Here is a 17,924-nt window from a genome sequence, read left to right as displayed (position 1 = left end):
CCCCCGGCCGGAGGCCAGGGGCGCTTTGGTGGAACGTGAGTGGGTCAGCGGAAGTCGCGGCCGAAGTCGTAATCGTCCAGCGGAACCGCGGCACCCGGGGTGGAGCCGAAGACATCCGGGGTGTAGTAGCCGTCGTCGTAGGACGGGATCGCGTAAGCGGCGACCCGCGCCTCCTCGGTCGGCTGCACCTGGATGTTGCGGTACTTGTTGATCCCGGTACCGGCCGGGATCAGCTTACCGATGATCACGTTCTCCTTGAGGCCCACGAGCCTGTCCGAACGGCCGTTGATGGCCGCGTCGGTCAGAACACGCGTGGTCTCCTGGAACGAGGCCGCCGACAGCCACGAGTCCGTGGTCAGCGAGGCCTTCGTGATCCCCATCAGCACCGGGCGACCCGAAGCCGGCTCGCCACCCTCGGCGACCGACGCACGGTTCTTCGCCTCGAACTTGGTCCGCTCGGGCAGTTCGCCCGGCAGGAAGTCCGTGGCACCGGAGTCGATGATCGTCACGCGGCGCAGCATCTGCCGCACGATGACCTCGATGTGCTTGTCGTGGATCGACACACCCTGCGCCCGGTACACCTTCTGGACCTCGTCCACCAGGTGCATCTGCGCCTCGCGCGGCCCCATGACCCGCAGGACCTCGTGCGGGTCCGGCGTGCCTTCGAGCAGCTGCTGACCGACGTTGACGCGGTCACCGTCGCCCAGCGGGCCGTTCGGGGTGTTCGCGAGCCGCTGACGCTTGGACAGCTTGTCGAAGACGATCTCTTCGCTGCCGTCGTCCGGGATCAGCGTGATCTTCCAGAACCGCTCGCTCTCCTCGATGCGCACACGGCCATCGACGTCGGCGATCGGCGCCTTGCCCTTCGGGACCCGGGCCTCGAACAGCTCCTGGACACGGGGCAGACCGGTCGTGATGTCGTCACCGGCGACACCACCCTGGTGGAACGTACGCATCGTCAGCTGCGTACCCGGCTCACCGATCGACTGGGCCGCGACGATACCCACGGCCTCGCCGACGTCGACGAGCTGACCGGTCGCCATGGACCGGCCGTAGCAGGTGGCGCAGATACCGACGGCCGACTCGCAGGTCAGCACCGAACGCACCTTGACCTTGGAGATCCCGCTCGAGATGAGCTTGTCCAGGGCCGGGTCGCCGATGTCGTCACCGGCGTTGAGCACGACGTTGCCCTTGGCGTCGACCGCGTCGGTCGCCAGGTTCCGCGCGTACACGCTGGTCTCGACGTGCTGGTCACGCAGGACCTTGCCGTCGCCGATGTCCTCGCCGATCGGCATGTTGATGCCGCGGGTGGTGCCACAGTCGACCTCGCGGACGATGACGTCCTGCGACACGTCCACCAGACGACGGGTCAGGTAACCCGAGTCGGCGGTACGGAGCGCCGTGTCCGCCAGACCCTTACGGGCACCGTGCGTCGCGATGAAGTACTCCGCCACCGACAGGCCTTCACGGAAGTTGGCCTTGATCGGACGCGGGATGTACTCACCCTTCGGGTTCGACACCAGACCACGCATACCGGCCAGCGACCGGACCTGCGTCATGTTGCCCGCCGCGCCCGACTTCACGATCATCGCGATCGGGTTGTCGTCCGGCAGCGCCGTCTCCATGATCTTGTGGACCTCTTCGGTGGCCTGCGTCCACACCTTGACGAGCTCGTTGTTGCGCTCGGTGTGCGACAGCTGACCACGCTGGTACCGCTTCTCGACCTGGTCGGCCTTGCCTTCGTACTCGTCCAGAATGGCTTTCTTGCCCGTCGGGACCAGCACGTCGGAGATCGCGACCGTGACGCCCGAACGGGTCGCCCAGTAGAAACCGGCGTCCTTCAGGCGGTCCAGGGTCTGCGCGACCTGCGTCATCGAGTACCGCTCGGCGAGGTCGTTCACGATCAGGGCCTGACGCTTCTTCGGCATCGGCTCGTTGATGAACGGGTAGTCCGCCGGCAGCAGCTCGTTGAACAGCACGCGACCAAGGGTGGTCTCGGCCAGCCAAGCCTTGCCCGGCTCCCAGCCCTTCTCCGCGAGCGCCGCTTCGTCGGCCTTGGCGGGCTGACGGTCGATGATGCGGATCTTGACCGGGGCGTGCAGGCTCAGCGCCTTGAGGTCGTACGCCATGATCGCTTCGGCGGGCGAGGAGTACGCGTTGCCGGCACCCTCGGCCTTCTCGGTGAGACGGGTCAGGTGGAACAGACCGGTCACCATGTCCAGACGCGGCATGGCGAGCGGGCGGCCCGACGCCGGCGAAAGGATGTTGTTCGCCGACAGCATCAGGATGCGGGCCTCGGCCTGCGCCTCCGCGGAAAGCGGGAGGTGCACGGCCATCTGGTCACCGTCGAAGTCCGCGTTGAACGCTTCACAGACCAGCGGGTGCAGCTGGATGGCCTTGCCTTCGACCAACTGCGGCTCGAAGGCCTGGATGCCGAGGCGGTGCAGGGTCGGCGCACGGTTCAGCATCACCGGGTGACCGGTGATGACCTCTTCGAGCACGTCCCACACCTGCGGGCGCGAACGCTCCACCATCCGCTTGGCGGACTTGATGTTCTGCGCGTGGTTCAGGTCGACCAGCCGCTTCATGACGAACGGCTTGAACAGCTCGAGCGCCATGTCCTTCGGCAGACCGCACTGGTGGAGCTTCAGCTGCGGGCCGACGATGATGACGGAACGGCCGGAGTAGTCGACACGCTTGCCGAGCAGGTTCTGACGGAACCGGCCCTGCTTGCCCTTGAGCAGGTCGGACAGCGACTTCAGCGGGCGGTTACCGGGACCGGTGACCGGGCGGCCGCGGCGGCCGTTGTCGAACAGCGCGTCGACGGCCTCCTGCAGCATCCGCTTCTCGTTGTTGACGATGATCTCGGGCGCGCCGAGGTCGATCAGCCGCTTCAACCGGTTGTTCCGGTTGATGACCCGGCGGTAGAGGTCGTTCAGGTCGGAGGTGGCGAAGCGGCCACCGTCGAGCTGGACCATCGGGCGCAGGTCCGGCGGGATCACCGGGACGGCGTCGAGCACCATGCCGCGCGGGTCGTTCCCGGTCATCTGGAAGGCCGCGACGACCTTGAGCCGCTTCAGCGCGCGGAGCTTCTTCTGCCCCTTGCCGTTGCGGATGGTGTCGCGCAGGTTGTCGGCCTCCGCCGAGACGTCGAACTCGGCGGCCAGCTTCTGGATGGCCTCCGCGCCCATGCCGCCGGTGAAGTACTCGCCGTAGCGGTCGATGAGCTCGCGGTAGAGCAGCTCGTCGGCGATCAGCTGACGGACGTCGAGCTTGGTGAAGGTCGTCCAGACCTCCTCGAGACGGTCCAGCTCGCGACCGGCGCGGTCACGCAGCTGACGCATCTCGCGCTCGCCGCCTTCCTTGACCTTGCGGCGGACGTCGGACTTGGCGCCCTCCGCCTCCAGCTCGGCCAGGTCGGCTTCCAGCTTCTGCGCCCGTGCCTCGATGTCCGCGTCACGCTTGGTCTCGAGGTTCTTGCGCTCGACGCCGATCTCGTTCTCGAGGGTCGGCAGGTCGTTGTGCCGCAGCTCGGTGTTCACACCGGTGATCACGTAGGCCGCGAAGTAGATGATCTTCTCGAGGTCCTTCGGCGCCAGGTCCAGCAGGTAGCCCAGGCGGGAAGGAACACCCTTGAAGTACCAGATGTGGGTGACGGGAGCGGCCAGCTCGATGTGGCCCATCCGCTCACGGCGCACCTTGGCGCGGGTGACCTCGACGCCACAGCGCTCGCAGATGATGCCCTTGAAGCGGACCCGCTTGTACTTACCGCAGTAGCACTCCCAGTCCCGGGTCGGGCCGAAGATCTTCTCGCAGAAGAGGCCGTCCTTCTCGGGCTTGAGCGTCCGGTAGTTGATGGTCTCCGGCTTCTTGACCTCACCGAAGGACCACTGACGAATGTCGTCGGCGGTGGCGAGACCGATGCGGAGCTCATCGAAGAAGTTGACGTCCAGCACGTCTTTGCATCCCCTTGGGGTTGAGTCGACTAGAGGGGTTGGCGGTCGAGGCGGGACCCACGGGAGGCAGGCCCCGCCTCGGACAGCCGTCAGTGCACGACGTCGTCCACCGAGGGCGACTCGTTGCGGGACAGGTTGATGCCGAGGTTGGCGGCGGCTCGCTCCAGGTCCTCGTCGTCGGAGTCGCGCATCTCGATCGCGGCGCCGTCGCTGGACAGCACCTCGACGTTGAGGCAGAGCGACTGGAGCTCCTTCAGGAGCACCTTGAACGACTCGGGGATACCCGGCTCGGGGATGTTCTCCCCCTTGACGATCGCCTCGTACACCTTCACGCGGCCGACCACGTCGTCCGACTTGATGGTGAGGAGCTCCTGCAGGGTGTATGCGGCGCCGTACGCCTGCATCGCCCAGCACTCCATCTCACCGAAGCGCTGGCCACCGAACTGCGCCTTACCACCCAGCGGCTGCTGCGTGATCATCGAGTACGGACCGGTGGACCGGGCGTGGATCTTGTCGTCGACGAGGTGGTGCAGCTTCAGGATGTACATGTAGCCGACCGCGACCGGGTACGGGTACGGCTCGCCGGAGCGGCCGTCCAGCAGCGTGGCCTTGCCGTTCTGCTTCACCATGCGCTCACCGTCGCGGTTCGGCTTGGTGGCACCGAGCAGGCCGGTCAGCTCGTCTTCCTTGGCACCGTCGAACACCGGGGTGGCGGTGTTCGTGCCGGGGTCGACGTCGTACAGCTCCTCGTTGAGGTTCTTCGCCCAGTCGGGGTTGCCCTCGATCTTCCAGCCCTGCGACGCCAGCCAGCCCAGGTGGAGTTCCAGGACCTGGCCGATGTTCATACGACGCGGGACACCGTGGGTGTTCAGGATGATGTCGACGGGCGTGCCGTCCTCCATGAACGGCATGTCCTCGGCGGGAAGGATCTTGCCGATGACACCCTTGTTCCCGTGGCGGCCGGCGAGCTTGTCGCCCGGCTGGATCTTCCGCTTCTGGGCCACGTAGACGCGGACCAGTTCGTTGACGCCCGGGGGCAGTTCGTCGTCGTCCTCGCGCGAGAACACGCGGATGCCGATGACCTTGCCGGTCTCGCCGTGCGGCACCTTCAGCGAGGTGTCGCGGACTTCACGGGCCTTCTCACCGAAGATCGCGCGGAGCAGGCGCTCTTCCGGGGTCAGCTCGGTCTCACCCTTGGGCGTGACCTTGCCGACCAGGATGTCGCCGTCGCGGACCTCGGCACCGATGCGGATGATGCCGCGCTCGTCGAGGTCGGCGAGGACCTCCTCGGAGACGTTCGGGATGTCCCGGGTGATCTCCTCGGCGCCCAGCTTGGTGTCGCGGGCGTCGATCTCGTGCTCCTCGATGTGGATCGACGTGAGCACGTCGTCCTGCACCAGGCGCTCCGAGAGGATGATCGCGTCCTCGTAGTTGTGGCCCTCCCACGGCATGACCGCGACGAGCAGGTTCTTGCCGAGCGCCATCTCACCGTTCTCGGTGGACGGGCCGTCGGCGATGACCTGACCCTGCTCGACCCGGTCGCCCTCGTTGACGATCGGGCGGTGGTTGAAGCAGGTGCCGTGGTTGGAGCGACGGAACTTGTACAGTCCGTAGCTCTTCCGCGTGCCGTCGTCGTGCATGATCGTGATCAGGTCGGCCGAGAGCTCCTCGACGACACCGGACTGCTCGGCGACGAGCACGTCACCGGCGTCGACCGCGGCGCGCAGCTCCACACCGGTGCCGACGTACGGCGCCTGGTTGCGGAGCAGCGGAACGGCCTGACGCTGCATGTTCGCGCCCATCAGCGCGCGGTTCGCGTCGTCGTGCTCGAGGAACGGGATCATCGCCGTCGCGACCGAGACCATCTGTCGCGGCGAGACGTCCATGTAGTCCACGTCGAGCGGGTCGATCAGCTCGACCTCGCCGCCCTTCTTACGGACCAGGACGCGGTCTTCGACGAAGGTGCCGTCGTCCGAGATCGGCGCGTTGGCCTGCGCCTTCACGAACCGGTCTTCCTCGTCCGCGGTGAGGTAGTCGACCTGGTCGGTGACACGGCCCTCGACGACCTTGCGGTACGGGGTCTCGATGAAACCGAACGGGTTGACCCGCGCGTACGAGCAGAGCGAGCCGATCAGGCCGATGTTCGGGCCTTCCGGCGTCTCGATCGGGCACATGCGGCCGTAGTGCGACGGGTGGACGTCACGGACCTCCATGCCGGCGCGCTCACGCGACAGACCACCGGGGCCGAGGGCGGACAGACGACGCTTGTGCGTCAGCCCCGACAGCGGGTTGTTCTGGTCCATGAACTGCGACAGCTGCGAAGTACCGAAGAACTCCTTGATCGCCGCCACGACGGGACGGATGTTGATCAGGGTCTGCGGCGTGATCGCCTCGACGTCCTGCGTGGTCATCCGCTCACGGACGACGCGCTCCATCCGGGACAGACCCACGCGGATCTGGTTCTGGATGAGCTCGCCGACGGTGCGGAGACGACGGTTGCCGAAGTGGTCGATGTCGTCGGTCTCGACCGGGATGGTCTGGTCGCCGATGGTGACCTTGTCCTCGCCGGCGTGCAGCCGGACCAGGTACTCGATCGTCGAGACGATGTCCTCTTCGGTCAGCGTCCCGGTGTCGTACGGCGTGGTGAGGGCGAGCTTCTTGTTGACCTTGTACCGGCCGACCTTGGCGAGGTCGTAGCGCTTCGGCTTGAAGAACAGGTTCTCCAGCAGCGTCTGCGCGCTTTCCTTGGTGGGGGGTTCGCCCGGGCGCAGCTTGCGGTAGATGTCGAGCAGCGCCTCGTCGGTGCCGGCGGTGTGGTCCTTCTCGAGGGTGGCGAGCAGCGTCTCCGAGAAGGAGAAACGCTCGCGGATCGCCTCGGTGGTCCAGCCCAGCGCCTTCAGCAACACGGTCACCGGCTGGCGGCGCTTGCGATCGATGCGGACGCCGACGGTGTCGCGCTTGTCGACGTCGAACTCGAGCCAGGCACCCCGGCTCGGGATCACGCGGACGTTGAAGACGTCCTTGTCGGTGGTCTTGTCGACACTGCTGTCGAAGTACACACCGGGCGAACGGACCAGCTGGGACACGACGACACGCTCGGTGCCGTTGATGACGAAGGTGCCCTTGTCGGTCATCACCGGGAAGTCACCCATGAAGACCGTCTGGCTCTTGATCTCGCCAGTGTTGTTGTTCACGAACTCGGCGGTCACGAACAGCGGGGCCGCGTACGTCATGTCCTTGTCCTTGCACTCCTCGACGGAGGCCTTGACCTCGTCGAAGCGCGGGTCGGAGAAGGACAGCGACATGGATCCGGAGAAGTCTTCGATCGGCGAGATCTCGTTGAGGACCTCTTCCAGGCCGCCGACCGGGTTTTCTTCACCTTCTTCGACGCGGCGTTCGAACCACGCCTCGTCGCCGGTGAACCATTCGAAAGACCTGATCTGCACGTCGAGCAGGTTCGGGGTGCTGAGCGGCTCGCGAATCTTTGCGAAGGAGACCCGTTTGGGGGCTCCCGGGATTCCCGTGGACTCCGAGCGAGATACAGCCGAGGTGGTCGCAGCAGTGGCCTGGTTCGCGGGAGAGACTGCCAAGATGCGTCCTTCCGGGGACAATGAGCGGTGAGCAGCCGCGTCAGCAACAGCTGATGCGGACTGTCAAGGGTGCCGTGTGCCCACTATCCTAACTACCGGCTCCGGGCAGCCTGAAAGAGGGCAGCGCAAAGAAGCAGTCTAGCCCGAACGTCACGGTATGTCCAGGGGGCGCTCCTGACGGGGCCCAGCCTGCGTCGCAACGTCTTCAGGTATGCCTCTCCTCGGCCTCCCCGTGGCTGTCCCTCCCGCAAGGGCGCCGCCGGTTCTCACCGTTGGCAGTAAGCGTGACCCCACAGGGGCTCTGAGTCAAGATGCCGCGCGGTGGTCCCGCCGGTTGGCGCAGCGTGGAAGAGGTTCCGCGCGGGGGCCTTCACAGGACGATCATCCTGGTTACCGACCGGTACCCGCAGGTGACGGCGTTGGGGCGCCGACCTGCGTTTAGCGGGCAAATCGCGACCTGTCCGGCGGGGTGTACCGGAGAGTCACCGGGTCAGGCGGGGGCGCTCTGGGGCCCGTAGGGGCCTGTGGCGGCTGTGGCCGGTGGGTTCGTTGGTGCGGCACACAGGGAGGGGCTCAGATCGCGTTTAGGGGGCTAAACGCGACGCGTCCTGGGGGTCGCAGGTGGGTGGCGGGGCGGGGCTGGGGGTGTGCGTCGCGGTTCGGGTCGCCGCGTCCGGCTCTGGCGAGCACGGCGCTCGCGCGTGAAGGCCCCGGCTCAGCCGAGGAAACTCGCCCCTCACGACCACCCCGACCGATGCGGCACCGGCGCCCCGCCCGGCCGGATCGCGTTTAGCCCGCTAAAGGCGCCGGGGCCGGTCACGGAGGGGCGGAGCCTCCTTGAGGGACTCAGGGTCTCTCAAGGAGGCCTTCACGTACCGGATCGAGCGGGGGTGACCGGATCGCGATTAGGGGGCTAAACGCAGGTCGCTACTTGGAGGGGGCCGGGGAGGCGGGAGGGGCCGAGGAGGCGGCCGGGTTGGACGGAGCGGCGTAGGTGTTCATCGCCGTGATCTTCCACTTGTCGCCCTGCAGCTCCGCGTTCAAATGCAGCTGCGCGCTGCCGGCGGTGGTCTTGTTCGTGTCGGCCCGCGTCGAGCTCTGGTCGACGAACACCATCACGTCGGCCCGTTCGCCTTCCAGCCGGATGACGGCACTGCGGGTGACCTTGCAGGTCACGACCATCTTCTGCTGCGGAGCCAGCCGCTTGACCTCGCCCATCAGCAGGTTGTACTTCGCCCGCACGTCTTCGTTGACCAGCAGATCGCCCGCCGCGGTCTCGGTCTTCGCGATGTTGTTGTAGTCGTACGAGAACAGCGCCTCGGTCGCCTTCGCGACCTGGTCCTTGACCTGCGCGGTCTTCGCGACGTCCAGCAGCGCCGTGTTGTCCGTCGAGCCGGACACCTCGTCGGCCTGGATCTTGAAGAGCACCGCGGTCGCGGCCAGCAGCAGCCCGACGACGACCAGCGCGCCCGCCAGGATCAGCTGGCGGGAGCCCGGCTTCTTCTCGGACTCCGAAGACTCCGAAGACTCGGACTCCTCGGAAGCGACCTCGGCTTCGGCCTCTTCGATGTCGTCCGGCTTCGCCTCGGCGGCCGCGCGGGTCTTCGCCCGCGGGCTCGGCTTCGCGACGACCTCGTCTTCAGGAGCCTCGACAGGCTCCGCAGAAGCCTCTTCAGGCGCCTCTTCGGGAGCCTCGACAGCCGCCACCTCTGGCTCGACCTCGGGCTCAGCAACGTCCTCAGCGACCTCAGCAACCTCAGGCGCAGGACGCGGAGCAGGCCGCGGCGACGGACGGCGAACCGGTGCCGGCTTCGTCACCGGCGTTTCGTCGACCTCGACCTCCACCTCGGCGGCGGAAGCGGGAGCCTCGTCGGCGGGAGACGCGCCTGGCCGGCGCAGACCGGCCACCCGGGGGCGGCGCACCGGCGGAGTGCTGCGAGGGGGCTGGCGGCGGGAGGGGGGCACTACGAGGCTCCGTTCTAGGTGACGCTCTTACTGACCGGCCGCGACGAGGGGCACGTTGTCGATCCCGGACAGCTTCCACTCATCGCCGACCCGGGTCATCGAGACCTCCAGGCGCAGCGCCTTCGAGCTCGCCTTGTCGCCCTGGGTGACCTGGGTGGTGATGGCGGCGAGGAAGCTCGCCTTGCCCTCGTGGTCGTCGAGTTCCTCGACGGCGATGTCCTGGATCGTGGTCGCGACCTTGGTCTTCGCGTCGCCGAGTGCCTTGCGGTAGGTCGGCTCCAGCTGGGCCAGCTGCTGGCCCATCTTGTCGTCGGAGACGGCCTTCTGCCGGTTGAAGAACTCGTCGAGCTTCTCGAAGTCGACCTCGGTGTACGCCTTGATCGCGGTGCCGCCCGCCTTGACGACGTCGTCCCGCGAGCGCGCCAGGTCGGCGTTGTCGTCCGAAGCGGCTACCGCCCACTGGACACCGAAGATCGCCGCGGCGACGAAGGCCGCCAGAGCGAACGCCGCCGCCCCCAGGACCAGGGTCCGCGATCGAGAAGAACTCATGACACTCCAGGGTAGGTAAACGGTCTCGGGCTCAGCCGGGCAGGCCCAGCAGCGAGCCGAGGCTGGCCAGGCTGACGCCCGGGCTCTGCAGGACGCTCGGCATGCCCTGCGCCGCCCGCAGTGCGGCCAGTTCCTCGGCCGACCGGCCCGCGTTCGCGGCGACTTCGCCCTGCGACGGGATCTGCGGGACCCCGTTGTACGGCACGTTCTGCGAACCGCGCACGTTGATCGGGCTGCCCTTCGGCTCGGCGCAGTACGCGTCGTCCTTCGGCGGCCGAACCGACGTGTCGGTGCCTTCGCGGTACTTGTCGAGGCCGATGTAGCCCTTGGTGCACGAAGGCGGGTTGAACAGGTTGAGCGCGAGGCCCAGGTGCGCGGTGCCGTCCTTGGCGACGCTGTTCGCGCCGGCGGCCAGCAGCGGATAGGTCACCAGGCCCTGCTCCAGGCCGTCGAGCCGGGTCACCAGCAGGTTCGACGTCGTGAGCAGGTTCGCGGTCAGCGCGCCCAGCCCCGGCCCCGCTTCCGCCAGCACCTCGCTGATCTGGGTCGCCACCTGCGGGGTGACCCCGATCAGTTTCCGGATGTCGGCGTCGGAGTTCTTCAGCGTGCCGGACAGCTTGTTCAGATCGGCGCTGAACGACTTCATCGAACTCGCCAGGTCGTTCTGCGTGTCGAGGACCTGCCCGCCCTTTTCCAGCAGCTGGATGGTCTGCGGCAGGTACTCCTGCGCCGTGGTGGTGAAGCTGCGCGCGGTGTCGAGCAGCGTCTGCAGGTCCGGACCGGTGCCGTTGAAGGCGTTGTACGACTCGTCGACGACCTTGCGCAGTGAGTCCGTCGGGACCGAAGCCGCGAGGCTGTCGAGGTCGCCGATGAGCTGCTCGGTGGGCACCGGCGTCTTGACCTTGTCCGCGGGGATGACCGAACCCGGCTTCAGGAACGGCCCCTTCTCGCTCTTGGGCCGCAGATCGACGAACTGCTCGCCGACCGCGGACCGGTTCGCGACCACGGCGTCCAGATCGGCGGGCACCTGCGGGGCGTCCGGCGCGAGGTTGAGGTCGGCTTCCAGCCCCGTCTTGGTGAGGCGCAGTTCGCCGACGCGGCCGATGTTGAAGCCGCGGTAGGTGACTTCGGCGTTCTGGAAGATGCCGCCCGACTGCTTGAGTTCGAGCTTCACCGTGTAGCCCTCGTTACCGAAGACCTGGCCGAGACCGGCGAACCGGATCAGCGCGTACACGATGGCGACCACGGAGATGATCGCGAAGGCGACCAACTGGAGTTTCGTCCTACGGACCAGCATCAGCCCGCACCTCCCGAAAGCAGGCCGAAGATCCCGGCGGGCCCGGTCTGTTGCGGCTGTCCGCCGCCCTGCGGCACGCCCGTCTGGCCGCCTGCCTGGGTACCGCCGACGCTGTCGGGGATCGGCAGCGGCGGGTTCACGCCCGGCCCCTCGGTCCCGCCGGTCAGCCCCGGCACCGGGATGACGTCCTGGAGCGGGTTCTGCCGGCTGCGGCCGAGGTTCGCGAGGATCTCTTTGAGGTTCAGATCGACCTTCGCGAACAGGTTGAAGTAGTCGCCCTTGACGCCGTCGTAGGACGCGTCGCTGAACGGGAAGGTCAGCAGGATCTCGAGCGCCTTGGGCAGATCCGCCCCGGTTTCGCCGAGCTTCTGCAGTGTCGGCTGCAGTGCCTTGAGGTCCGCGACGAGGTCTTCCTTGCTCTTGTTCACCGTGTCGATGGCGACGCCGGAGAGGCTGTCGAGCGCGTTGAGCATGGTCACCAGCTGACCCCGCTGCTGCTCCAGCACACCGAGCCCGGGGCCGAGGTTGTCGACCGCGCCGACCAGCTTGTCCTTCTGGCCGTTCAAGGTCGAGGAGAGCCGGTTCAGCCCGTCGAGCGCCCGCGTGATGTTCGCGGACTGCTTGTCCAGGTTCGTCACCAGCTGGTTCGTGTTGTTCAGCAGCGCCTTGAGTTCCGGCGACCGGCCGCTCGTGGCGTTGTTGAGTTCCTTGGTGATGGTGTTGAGCTGTTCCACGCCACCGCCGTTGAGCAGCAGCGAAAGAGCACCGAGGAGCTCCTCGACCTCGACGCTGCGGTTCGTGCGGGCCAGCGGGATCACCGCGTTGTCGGCGAGCTTGCCCTGGCCGTCGACGGGAGCGGCCAGTTCGACGTACTTCTCACCGAGAAGGCTCGATTGCCGCACGTTGGCCAGCGCGTTCGCCGGCAGCTTCACGTCCCCGTTGACCCGCAGGGTGACCTCGGCGTTCCAGCCGTCCTGCGTCAGCCCGATCGCCTCGACGCGGCCGATGGACACCTCGTTGACCTTGACCCCGGCCTGCGGGGTCAAGTCCAGGACGTCCCGGAACTGCACCTTGACCGTGTACGGGTGGTCGCCGAGTTCGGCGCCACCGGGCAGCGGGATGTCGTAGATGCCGCTGAACCCGCAGCCGCTCAACGTCAGCGCGGCGACGGTTCCACAGGCCACCAGAGCAAGTTTCCGCATCACTTCGCCGCCGATCCGTAGAGCTGACCCGCGATGGGAAGCGGAAGCGGCGGCAACTGCCCCGCCTGCGCGGACTGGATCACCTGCGCGATCGACGGCAGCGGCACCAGCCCGTCGACCAGCCCGGCGATCCCCTTGCACGCGTCGCCCAGCGCGTCGAGCGCCTCCGGGGTCTGCTTGAGCAGGTTGCACACCATCACCAGCGGCGGCTGGGTGAGCTCGTTCAGGTTCGCCCGCGCGTCGAGCGTGCCCGACGAGGCGTTGTACGTGTTGACCAGGTTCCCGAGGCCGACCGGGGCGACGTCGAGGATCTCGGCGAGCGCGCCTCGCTGGTCCACGAGCACCTTGGTCACACTGGCCAGCTTGTCCACATTGGACTTGAGCCGGTCGCGGTTCTTCTCGATGAACCCCTGCACCGCGGTGAGCGTGTCCGACAGCTGCTTCACCGTGGCCGCGAGGTTCTCCCGCTCCCCCGCGAGGAAACCGCTGACGTCGGCGAGCTGCCGCTCGAAGTCGCGGACCTGGGAGTCGCTGTTCACCAGCGTCTGGGAGAAGGAGCCGAGGTTCTCGACGGTCTTGAACAGGTCGTCCTTGTTGCCGGACAACGTGCCCGCGGCCTGGCCGAGTTTGGTGATCGTGTCGTGCAGTGCCTGCCCGTTGCCGTCGAAGTTCTTCGCGGCGGTGTCGAGCAGGTTCGACAGCGAACCGTTCTTGTTGGCGCCGTTGGGGCCGAGCGATTTGCTGACCCGCGAAAGGCTGGCGGCGAGTTCGTCGACTTCGAGGGGGACCTCGGTGCGGTCGAGGCCGATGACAGCGCCGTCCTCGATCCGCGGACCGCCCTTGTAGGCCGGGGCGAGCTGGACGTAGCGGTCGCTGACCAGCGACGGCGAAACGATGATCGCCTTCGCGTCCGCGGGCACCGCCACCGAACGGTCGTATTCGAGATCGACGCGGACCTGGTTGCCCTGCGGCTGGATCTTGGTGATGGTGCCCATGTCGACACCGAGCATGCGGACGCTGTTGCCCTCGTAAAGGCCGACGGCACCGGCGAAGTAAGCGGTCAGGTGGTTGCGGCCGGCGTCCTTGAGCGTCCACCACAGCGCACCGGCGACGACCAGCGCGAGCACGATCGCGATGGTGAAGCCGCGGGCGAGACCTTCTCCGAGACGGGTACTCATTTGTCGTAGCACCCCTTCTCGTTGATCGGCCCGAACGACGGGAGGACCAGGCCGCAGATGTAGTTGTCGAACCAGCGGCCGTTGCCGATCGTGTTGGTGAACACCCGGATGAACGGCGCGAACCGCGCGACGCCCTGGCCGAGTGCGTCCTGGTTGCGCTGCAGCATCGAGGTCAGCTGGTCGAGCTGGGTGAGCACCGGGTCGAGCTGCGCGTCGTTGTCGTCGACCAGGCCCTTCAGCTGGGTGGCCAGGTTGCGCGAACCGTCCAGCAGCGCGGAGATCGCGTCCTTGCGGCGCGACACCTCCCCGAGCAGTTTGTTGCCGTCGGCGAGCAGCTTCTGGAATTCGGCATCCCGGTCGACCAGCGTCTGCGAGACCTGCCGAGTGTTCGCGAGCAGGGTCGACAGCTGCGAGTCGCGCGAAGCGATCGTGTCCGAGAGGCGTGAAAGGCCGCTCAGCGCGCCCTTCACGTCGGCCGGGGTGTCGGCGAAGGTCTCCGAGATGACGTCGAAGCTCTTCGCCAGCTGCGTGGTGTCGATGTCGTCGACGGTCCGCGACAGCCCGCGGAACGCGTCGATGACGTCGAACGGCGACATCGTCCGGTCACGCGGGATGGTCACGCCCGGGTCCAGCGTGCGCTGCCCCTGCGGATCCAGCGCCAGGTACTTCTGGCCGAGCACGGTCTTGATCTTGATCGCCGCGCTGGTCTTGTCGCCCAGCCAGGCGTCCTTGACCTTGAAGGAGATCTTGACCTTGTCGCCGTCGAGCTTGATCTCGGAGACCTTGCCGACCTTCACCCCGGCGACGCGGACGTCGTTGTCCTCCTGCAAGCCCGAAGTCTCGGAGAAGTCGGCGCTGTAGGTCGTCCCGCCGCCGATCACGGGCAGGTCCTCGGAGTTGAGCGCGGCGAGGAAACCGAGCAGCAGCACCGAAACGCCGACCAGCGCGATCGGGATCGGATTGCGTTTCTGGAACGACTTCATGCCGTGCACCTCGCCCGGTTGACCGGCAGCAGCGGCAGGTTGATCGGCTCGTTGATCAGCGGAGGCAGGGCGACGGCTCCTGTCAGTTCACAGGCGAAGAAGTTGAACCAGGAGCCGTAGTCGGCGGTGCGGGTCAGCGCGGTCACCTTCTGCGGCAGGAACTGGATGAAGTGCTCGATGATCGGCTGGCTGTCGTTGAGGTTCTTCGTCAGCGTGCCGAGCGCCGCGATGTCCTGCTTGAGCGGCTCGCGGGCCTCGCCGAGCAGCCCGGACGTCGTCTGCGCCAGATTCCCGAGCGAGTCGATGGCGTCGCCGATCGGCTCGCGGTCCGCGGCCAGCCCGGAGACCAGCTGCTGCAGCTTGACGATCAGGTCGTTCAGCTGCGGCGTGTGCGCGTTGACCGTGTCGAGCACCGAGTTCAGGTTGTCGATGACCTCACCGATCACCTGGTCCTTGTCGGAGATCGTGGTCGCCAGCGACGCGGTGTGCTGCAGCAGGCTTTCGATCGTGCCGCCTTCACCCTGCAGGACCTGGATGACCTCGTAGGACAGCTTGTTGATGTCGTCCGGGTTGAGCGCGGTGAACAGCGGCTTGAACCCGTTGAACAGCTGCGTCAGGTCGAGCGCCGGCGTGGTCCGCTCCAGCGGGATGTTCCCGCCCGGTGCCAGCGTCTTGCCGGAGGAGTCGGTGCCCTGCCCGAGCGAGAGGTAGCGCTGGCCGACCAGGTTCCGGAACTTGATCTGCGCGGTCACCCCGGCGGGCAGTTTGCGGCCGGCGTCCACCTCGAACTCGATCTCGGCCTGGCGCCGGTCGACGATGCGGACCTCCTTGACCTGCCCGACCCGGACGCCGGCGATGCGGACGTCGTCGTTGGGCAGCACCAGGGTCGCGTCGCTGAAGCGTGCCTTGTAGGCGGTGGTGCTGGTGGTGTTGATGTTGGCGATGCTGATCCCGAGGATCGTCGTGAACAGCACGGTGACCACGACGAAGACGCAGAGCTTGATCAGCGGTGCGAGCAGTCCCCTCATTTGACGTGCACCTCCGCCCCGCGATAGAGCGGACCGACGAGCAGCGAGCCCCAGCCGGGCACGTCCGAGGCGGACATGCCGACCTGCGGGGCGACCAGCTGCGCGAGGAAGTCCGATTCCGACGTGCTGTAGGTCGGGTTACCGGCGGGCGCGCCACCGCCGTTACCGTTGTAACCGCCGTAGTTCGCGAAGTTGTTGGACGGCGAGAGACCGTCGTTGGTCGACCGGGCGGGCGCCTTGTGCGTGGTGCCGTCCTGGATCGGGCCGTCCGGCGGGTCCTGCGGGAACGGGTCCGGGAACTGCTTGAGGTCGTAGCAGCGCGGGCCGCGTTTGTCCTCGAACTTCGGCTCGTCCTTGCCGGGCAGGTACGGGCCGCGGTTGACGGTGATCTCGATGGTCGCGTGCAGGCCGGGCCGGTTGGTGCCCTTGCCCAGCGCCTGGTCGATCTTCGGCAGGACGTCGGCCATCTGCCCGATCACGCACGGGTACTCCGGCGCGTACTTCGCCAGCAGTTCCGCCGTCGGGCGGGCGCTGTCGGCGAGGCGGATGAGGTTGTCGCCGTTGTTCTGCAGGAAGGTCTGCAGGTCGACCGAAGCCTGCGTGACGCTGCCGTAGAGGTTCTGCAGGTTCAGCTTCTGGTCCACCACGGTGCGAGTGGTGGTGCTCAGGTTGTCCAAGGTCTGCACCAGATCCGGGGCGACGGCGTTGAGGTTGTCCGAGAACTCCGCCAGCTCCTTGAGGTTCCGCTGGAGCTGGGGCTCGTGCGGGTTCAGGTCGCCGACGTACGTGCCGAGCTGGGCGAGGGTGTCGCCGAGCTGGTCACCGCGGCCGTTGAGCGCGGTGGAGATCGCCGAGAGCGTGCTCGAAAGCTTCTGCGGCTGGACGGCCTGGAGCACCGGCATCAGATGGGCGAAGGCCTGCTCGAGTTCGACCGCGCTGGACGTGCGGTCCTGGGTGATCACGTCGCCCTCGGCGATCGTCTTCACCGAAGGGGCGTCCGGGATTTCGAGGGAAACGAAACGCTCACCGAACAACGTCTTCGGCAGGAATCGCGCGGAAACGTTCTGGGGGATCAGTTTCGCCGACTCCGGATTCAGCGCGAGCGTGAGTTCGGCGCCGTCCGGCGTCGCGGCGATGTCCTTCACCGAACCGACGATGAGACCGCGGACCTTCACGTCGGACTGCTTCAGCAACTGGTTCCCGATGCTGCTCGACTGGAGTTTCACACTCACCACGGGGGTGAACGCCTTTTCGTACAGCGCGATGCTCAGCGCCACTCCGCCGATGAGCACGGCGACAAGCAGCAGGCCCAGCAGCCTGCGCCGGACTGTCGCGATCATCCTGCGATCCTCACCGTGACGTCGGTTCCCCAGATCGCGAAACCGATGAAGAAGTTCATGACGGACACCGTGACGATGCTCAGCCGGACCGCCTTGCCGACGGCCACACCGACACCGGCCGGGCCACCGGTGGCCCGGTAACCGAAATAGCAATGGGACAGGATGATCAAGACGCTGAACAACAGCACCTTGATGAACGAATAGAGCACATCCTGTGGAGGTAGGAAGAGGTCGAAGTAATGGTCGTAGGTACCCGCTGACTGGTTGTAGATGTAGATAACGACCAACCGGGACGCCAGATACGAACTCAGCAGGCCGATGACGTACAGCGGGATGACCGCGACGAAACCGGCGATGATCCGCGTGGTCACCAGGTACGGCAGGCTCGGCACGCCCATGACCTCGAGCGCGTCGATCTCCTCGGAGATCCGCATCGCGCCCAGCTGGGCGGTGAACCCGGCGCCGACCGTCGCCGACAGCGCGAGGCCCGCGACCAGCGGCGCGATCTCACGGGTGTTGAAGAACGCGGTCAGGAACCCGGTGAAGGCCGAGGTGCCGATCGAGTTCAGCGCCGAGTAGCCCTGAAGGCCGACGAGGACACCGGTGAACAGCGTCAGGCCGACCATCACGCCGACCGTGCCGCCGATGACCGCGAGCGAGCCGGAACCGAAGCTCACCTCGGCCAGCAGCCGCAGGACCTCTTTCATGTAGCGGCGCAACGTCCGCGGCGTCCACAGCAAAGCGCGGCCGTAGAAGGACATCTGGTCGCCGAGGTTGTCCAGTGTCTGCAAAGGACGGTTGGCGATCCGCTTGGCGCCCTGGAGGAAGGTCATGCG

At 66.9% G+C, this 17,924-nt stretch carries 11 protein-coding genes; all 11 read right to left on the bottom strand.

Annotated features, from left to right (window positions below):
• Nucleotides 1–44 precede the first annotated feature (44 nt).
• Nucleotides 45–3,956 carry a DNA-directed RNA polymerase subunit beta' gene (locus ACLJRM_RS11425; protein ID WP_101612151.1) on the bottom strand — a complete coding sequence of 1,304 codons (3,912 nt, stop codon included), beginning with the start codon at nt 3,954–3,956 and terminating at the stop codon, nt 45–47.
• An 89-nt stretch (nt 3,957–4,045) separates the two neighbouring features.
• A complete protein-coding gene (locus ACLJRM_RS11420) occupies nt 4,046–7,546 on the bottom strand; it encodes a DNA-directed RNA polymerase subunit beta (RefSeq protein WP_101612150.1) in 3,501 nt (1,166 codons plus the stop codon).
• Between the two features lie 927 nt (nt 7,547–8,473).
• Nucleotides 8,474–9,454, bottom strand: coding sequence for a hypothetical protein (locus ACLJRM_RS11415; RefSeq protein WP_410662983.1), 981 nt, complete (start codon nt 9,452–9,454; stop codon nt 8,474–8,476).
• 84 nt (nt 9,455–9,538) lie between these two features.
• A complete protein-coding gene (locus tag ACLJRM_RS11410) occupies nt 9,539–10,060 on the bottom strand; it encodes a hypothetical protein (protein WP_101612148.1) in 522 nt (173 codons plus the stop codon).
• Between the two features lie 31 nt (nt 10,061–10,091).
• Entirely contained in the window at nt 10,092–11,357 is a 1,266-nt protein-coding gene (locus ACLJRM_RS11405; RefSeq protein ID WP_410662982.1) for an MCE family protein, read from the bottom strand.
• On the bottom strand, nt 11,357–12,559 hold the full coding sequence (locus ACLJRM_RS11400) for an MCE family protein (RefSeq protein WP_410662981.1): 1,203 nt from the start codon (nt 12,557–12,559) through the stop codon (nt 11,357–11,359). The genes ACLJRM_RS11405 and ACLJRM_RS11400 overlap by 1 nt, the downstream gene beginning before the upstream one ends.
• Nucleotides 12,559–13,737 carry an MCE family protein gene (locus ACLJRM_RS11395; protein WP_101612145.1) on the bottom strand — a complete coding sequence of 393 codons (1,179 nt, stop codon included), beginning with the start codon at nt 13,735–13,737 and terminating at the stop codon, nt 12,559–12,561. Before ACLJRM_RS11395 ends, ACLJRM_RS11400 begins: the two co-directional genes overlap by 1 nt.
• Nucleotides 13,734–14,720 carry an MCE family protein gene (locus ACLJRM_RS11390; RefSeq protein ID WP_101613698.1) on the bottom strand — a complete coding sequence of 329 codons (987 nt, stop codon included), beginning with the start codon at nt 14,718–14,720 and terminating at the stop codon, nt 13,734–13,736. The genes ACLJRM_RS11395 and ACLJRM_RS11390 overlap by 4 nt, the downstream gene beginning before the upstream one ends.
• Nucleotides 14,717–15,748: an MCE family protein gene (locus ACLJRM_RS11385; protein WP_101612144.1), complete on the bottom strand. Its 1,032-nt coding sequence runs from the start codon at nt 15,746–15,748 to the stop codon at nt 14,717–14,719. The genes ACLJRM_RS11390 and ACLJRM_RS11385 overlap by 4 nt, the downstream gene beginning before the upstream one ends.
• Nucleotides 15,745–17,088 carry an MCE family protein gene (locus ACLJRM_RS11380; RefSeq protein WP_410662980.1) on the bottom strand — a complete coding sequence of 448 codons (1,344 nt, stop codon included), beginning with the start codon at nt 17,086–17,088 and terminating at the stop codon, nt 15,745–15,747. Before ACLJRM_RS11380 ends, ACLJRM_RS11385 begins: the two co-directional genes overlap by 4 nt.
• Entirely contained in the window at nt 17,085–17,921 is an 837-nt protein-coding gene (locus tag ACLJRM_RS11375) for an MlaE family ABC transporter permease (protein ID WP_101612143.1), read from the bottom strand. Before ACLJRM_RS11375 ends, ACLJRM_RS11380 begins: the two co-directional genes overlap by 4 nt.
• Nucleotides 17,922–17,924 lie beyond the last annotated feature (3 nt).

Source organism: Amycolatopsis sp. lyj-84, from assembly GCF_046549075.1.
Lineage (GTDB): Bacteria > Actinomycetota > Actinomycetes > Mycobacteriales > Pseudonocardiaceae > Amycolatopsis.
The sequence above is the reverse complement of the archived record's forward strand: the minus strand, read 5'-3'. Positions and strand labels throughout refer to the sequence as shown.

Excerpts from the sequence above, each read along its gene's own strand:
- ACLJRM_RS11410 (WP_101612148.1), bottom strand. The coding sequence starts at position 10,060 with ATGAGTTCTTCTCGATCGCGGACCCTGGTCCTGGGGGCGGCGGCGTTC.
- ACLJRM_RS11405 (WP_410662982.1), bottom strand. The coding sequence starts at position 11,357 with ATGCTGGTCCGTAGGACGAAACTCCAGTTGGTCGCCTTCGCGATCATC.
- ACLJRM_RS11400 (WP_410662981.1), bottom strand. The coding sequence starts at position 12,559 with ATGCGGAAACTTGCTCTGGTGGCCTGTGGAACCGTCGCCGCGCTGACG.
- ACLJRM_RS11395 (WP_101612145.1), bottom strand. The coding sequence starts at position 13,737 with ATGAGTACCCGTCTCGGAGAAGGTCTCGCCCGCGGCTTCACCATCGCG.
- ACLJRM_RS11390 (WP_101613698.1), bottom strand. The coding sequence starts at position 14,720 with ATGAAGTCGTTCCAGAAACGCAATCCGATCCCGATCGCGCTGGTCGGC.
- ACLJRM_RS11385 (WP_101612144.1), bottom strand. The coding sequence starts at position 15,748 with ATGAGGGGACTGCTCGCACCGCTGATCAAGCTCTGCGTCTTCGTCGTG.
- ACLJRM_RS11380 (WP_410662980.1), bottom strand. The coding sequence starts at position 17,088 with ATGATCGCGACAGTCCGGCGCAGGCTGCTGGGCCTGCTGCTTGTCGCC.
- ACLJRM_RS11375 (WP_101612143.1), bottom strand. The coding sequence starts at position 17,921 with ATGACCTTCCTCCAGGGCGCCAAGCGGATCGCCAACCGTCCTTTGCAG.